The organism is Nocardia sp. CWNU-33 (assembly GCF_046764895.1).
GTDB lineage: Bacteria > Actinomycetota > Actinomycetes > Mycobacteriales > Mycobacteriaceae > Nocardia.
In genome coordinates this window covers 1-2,647 of record NZ_JBKOQN010000090.1, presented here as the reverse complement: position 1 = coordinate 2,647, position 2,647 = coordinate 1, and the positions used below count along the sequence as shown (strand labels likewise).

The following is a 2,647-nucleotide window of genomic DNA, read 5'->3' as shown; positions in this document are numbered from 1 at the left end:
TATCCGTGAATCACGACATCGTTGATCGGTGAATCTCGACACCGGTCCGGGTCGGAAGGTGTTGGTATCCGCGAATTTTGACACCACCCGGCGGGTTCCAGTGGCAGGATCACCCTGCTATCAGTCTGCAACGGCCCGTAGGAGTTGAACTGTGCCGCCGAACCAATCCAAGGCGCAGCTGTACGCGGCGATCCGCCGAGACTCGAGAGCGGGCGTGTCGGGCCGGGAGCTACAGGCCAAGTACAACATTGGCTACCGCACGGTCAACGCCGCACTGACCTCGACTTTCTCGGAGAAGCGCAAGGAGTATCCGGCGCGGGTCTCGAAGTTGGATCCGTTCAAGCCGTTCATCGATGAGATGCTGCGCACGGATCTGGACGCACCGCGCAAGCAGCGGCACACGATCAAACAGATCTACGCACGGCTGATCGACGAGCACGGTATGGAAGACGTGTCCTACCAGCGGGTCCGCGACTACGTCGAGGAGCGCAAGCCGCAGATCAGGATCGAGGCCGGTCGCGAACCGCCACAGGTGTTCATCCCGCAGACCCATCACCCTGGCGAGGAAGCCGAGGTCGACTTCGGTGAGGTGACCGTCGAGCTGCGGTGAGCGGATCGTGCTCTACCTGTTCTCGCTGCGAATGTCGCTGTCGGGCCGCTCCGTTCAGCGGGTGTCAGCCTCGGGCGGGCAGGAAGCGTTCCTGGAGGGGCACGTCCACGCGTTCACCGTGCTCGGCGGGGTGCCGCACGGGAAGATCCGCTACGACAACTTGAAGGCCGCGGTGGTGAAGGTTCTCGGGTTGAGCAGGGCCAGAACCGAATCCGAGCGCTGGACCGCATTCCGCAGCCATTACGGCATCGACGACCCGTTCTACTGCATCCCGGGCATCGAGGGCGCACACGAGAAGGGCGGTGTTGAGGGCCAGATCGGCTAATACCGGCGCAACCACTTCGTCCCCGTCCCGAAAGTCGAGTCCCTCCAGGAGCTGAACTCGCTGGTCGAGCAGTGGGACACCGATGACCTGACGCGGCGGATCGGGCGCGGGCGCGCACGATCGGCGAGCATTTCGCGCTGGAGGCGTCGACGTTGAAACGGCTGCCCGTCGAGGAGTTCGAGACCGGGTCGTGGCTGGCCACGCGGGTGGACCGGTATTCGATGGTCGCGGCGCGGACCAACAAATACAGTGTCCCGATCCGGTTCATCGGTCGTCCGGTTCGGATCCTTTTGCACTCGTCCTGGCTGGTCGTCTACGACGGCCGCACCGAGATCGCCCGCCACGAACGCTTGATCGGCAAGGCGTTGACGCGCGTGGAACTCGATCACTATCTCGAAGCGCTGATCCGCAAACCCGGCGCGATGGCCGGGGCAACAGCCCTCGAACAAGCCCGCCAGAGCGGGAAGTTCACCAAGAGCCACGACGCGTGCTGGGCCGCGGTCCGCAAAGCTCACGGCGAGCGTGACGGCACCCGCGCGATCATCGACGTTCTTCTGCTGCACCGCACCATGCCCCACGACCAGGTCATCGCGGGCCTGGACGCCGCGCTGGGCGCGGGAGCGCTGACCGCGGACGCGGTCGCCCTCGAGGCCCGCAAGGCCGCCGAAGTCTCGCCGCGGCTGGCCAACGTGGTCGATCTCGACGAACCCGACCCGGATCCGGATCCGGTTGCGTCGCTGACCGCGCGCCGGCTGGCGCACCTGCCGCCCGACACCCGGCCCCTGCCCTCGGTCGCCATCTACGACCAGCTGCTCCGCATCACCAAACCGAAAACCGCAGAAGGGAATCCCTAGATGACCAGCCCGACCCCGCGCCGCCACGGCATGACCGACCAGGCCGCCGACACCGCAGTCGACCAGGCCTGCCGGATGCTGCGACTGCCCAGCATCCGCACCCAGTTCAACGACATTGTCGAAACCGCGATCCGCGACCAGATGAGCTACCGGGCGTTCCTGGCTGAGCTGCTGCTCGTCGAATGCGACGATCGGGCGCGGCGGCGTTCCGAACGCCGCATCCGCGCCGCCGGATTCCCGCGCGATAAATCGTTGCGGGCCTTCGACTTCGACGCCAACCCCAACATCGACCCCGCCGTGATCAACACCCTCGCCAATTGCGACTGGGTGCGCAAGGGCACCCCGCTCTGCCTGATCGGCGACTCCGGGACCGGCAAGAGCCACCTGCTGATCGCGTTGGGCACCGAAGCCGCGATGCGCGGCTACCGCGTGAAATACACCCTCGCAACAAAACTGGTGAACGAGCTGGTCGAAGCCGCCGACGAGAAAGTGCTGGCCAAAACGATCGCCCGCTACGGGCGAGTCGATCTTCTTTGCATCGACGAACTCGGATATATGGAGCTCGACAAACGCGGCGCCGAACTGTTGTTCCAGGTATTGACCGAGCGCGAGGAAAAGAACTCTGTCGCGATCGCCTCGAACGAGGCGTTCTCCGGCTGGTCGAACACATTTCCCGAACCGCGCCTCTGCGCCGCGATCGTCGACCGCCTCACCTTCGGCGGGCAGATCATCGAAACCGGCACCGACAGCTACCGACTCACCCGCACCGCCCTCAACAACGCCGCTGCCACCACTTCGACGACGCTGGAGCAACCAGTATTCACCGATGCTCAGCAGTCACTGGAAATCGTGCCCTGA

At 65.0% G+C, this 2,647-nt stretch carries 1 protein-coding gene and 1 pseudogene; both read left to right on the top strand.

Features of this window, described 5'->3' with window-relative positions:
- Positions 1–151 precede the first annotated feature (151 nt).
- A pseudogene (istA, locus tag ACLMAL_RS39420) lies at positions 152–1,789 on the top strand (IS21 family transposase).
- Positions 1,790–2,647, top strand: a complete 858-nt coding sequence (istB, locus tag ACLMAL_RS39415; RefSeq protein ID WP_412003735.1) for an IS21-like element helper ATPase IstB — start codon at positions 1,790–1,792, stop codon at positions 2,645–2,647. It begins immediately after the preceding pseudogene.

Bases quoted from the DNA above. Each gene is read 5' to 3' on its own strand.
- istB (WP_412003735.1), top strand. From the start codon at position 1,790: ATGACCAGCCCGACCCCGCGCCGCCACGGCATGACCGACCAGGCCGCC.